1 protein-coding gene is annotated in these 1,367 nt (G+C 41.3%); it reads left to right on the forward strand.

Features of this window, described 5'->3' with window-relative positions; translation table 11 throughout:
* Positions 1 to 155: 155 nt before the first annotated feature.
* Positions 156 to 1,268, forward strand: coding sequence for an RNA-guided endonuclease InsQ/TnpB family protein (locus tag WD019_RS21615; RefSeq protein ID WP_425712805.1), 1,113 nt, complete (start codon positions 156 to 158; stop codon positions 1,266 to 1,268).
* Positions 1,269 to 1,367 lie beyond the last annotated feature (99 nt).

Genomic DNA, 1,367 nt, shown 5'->3' on the forward strand with positions numbered 1-1,367 from the left:
ACTTCCTCCGAAAGAAGTCTCCCTCTTCAAACCGTAACGATGCGGTAGCGAGTGAAGGTTAAGGGGGAGATGAATTTCGGTTTGACGATAGCCGAAATCATTGCACAAAACGGAACATTCGTTCTATAATAATGAGTAAGGGGAGGTGATTCGATATGGCAAACAAAGCATATAAGTTCCGTCTGTACCCAACGCAAGAACAAGAACAACTTCTTGCAAAAACCTTTGGCTCAGTTCGTTTCGTATACAATAAAATGTTGGCTGAACGAAAGGAAGCATATGAGAAATTCAAGGACGACAAAGAAGCCTTGAAAAAGCAAAAATATCCGACTCCTGCCAAGTACAAAAAGGAGTTTGCATGGCTCAAAGAAGTCGATAGCCTTGCGTTGGCAAACGCTCAACTGAATTTGCAGAAGGCGTACAAAAACTTCTTCTCTGGACGTGCTGAATTTCCGAAGTTCAAAAACCGTAAAGCAAGACAATCCTACACAACCAATGTGGTAAACGGAAACATTATGCTTTTGGATGGCTATATCAAATTACCGAAACTGAAACTCGTAAAAATGAAGCAACATCGGGAAATTCCGTCGCATCATATGATCAAGTCTTGTACAGTTTCTCGAACAAAAACAGGAAAATACTATGTTTCTATTCTCACCGCATACGAACATCAACCTGGACAAAAAGAAGTACAAGCTGTTGTTGGCTTGGATTTTTCCATGAATGGCTTATTTGTCGATAGTGAAGAAGGTAAGACAGCCAATTACCCTCGCTTCTATCGTCAAGCCTTGGGAAAATTAGCGAAGGAACAGCGTATTCTATCACGCAGAAAGAAAGGTTCTAATCGTTGGCATAAACAGCGCCTAAAAGTAGCGAAGCTACATGAAAGAAGTGCCAATCAACGAAAAGACTTTCTACACAAAGAATCGCATACATTAGCGAAACGGTATGATTGCGTGGTTATCGAAGATCTCAACATGAAGGGGATGTCACAAGCACTCCATTTCGGTAAAAGCGTTGCTGATCATGCATGGGGCATGTTCACAACATTTCTCCAATACAAGTTAGAAGAACAAGGGAAAAAACTTATCAAAATAGACAAGTGGTTTCCATCATCCAAAACTTGCTCATGTTGTGGTCAAGTAAAGAAGTCTCTATCTCTTTCTGAGCGCATATTCCACTGTGAATGTGGTTTTGTGGCAGACAGGGACTGGAACGCTTCTATTAATATCAAACATGAAGGATTGCGCTTATTAGCGTTAGCATAGCAAAAAGAACTCTTGGAACGAGAGGGATAGCTCGGTCAGTTTTCGTTGGCTACTAAAAGCAACGATAAGTCGAGAAGCCCCCGCTTCAAAAACCGTTAG

Origin of the sequence: Fictibacillus sp. Mic-4 (genome assembly GCF_049843615.1) — a bacterium.
Taxonomy (GTDB): Bacteria; Bacillota; Bacilli; order Bacillales; family Fictibacillaceae; genus Fictibacillus_A; species Fictibacillus_A gelatini.

What these genes read in the sequence shown, in the direction of transcription:
- WD019_RS21615 (WP_425712805.1), top strand. Translation starts at nt 156, where the DNA reads ATGGCAAACAAAGCATATAAGTTCCGTCTGTACCCAACGCAAGAACAA.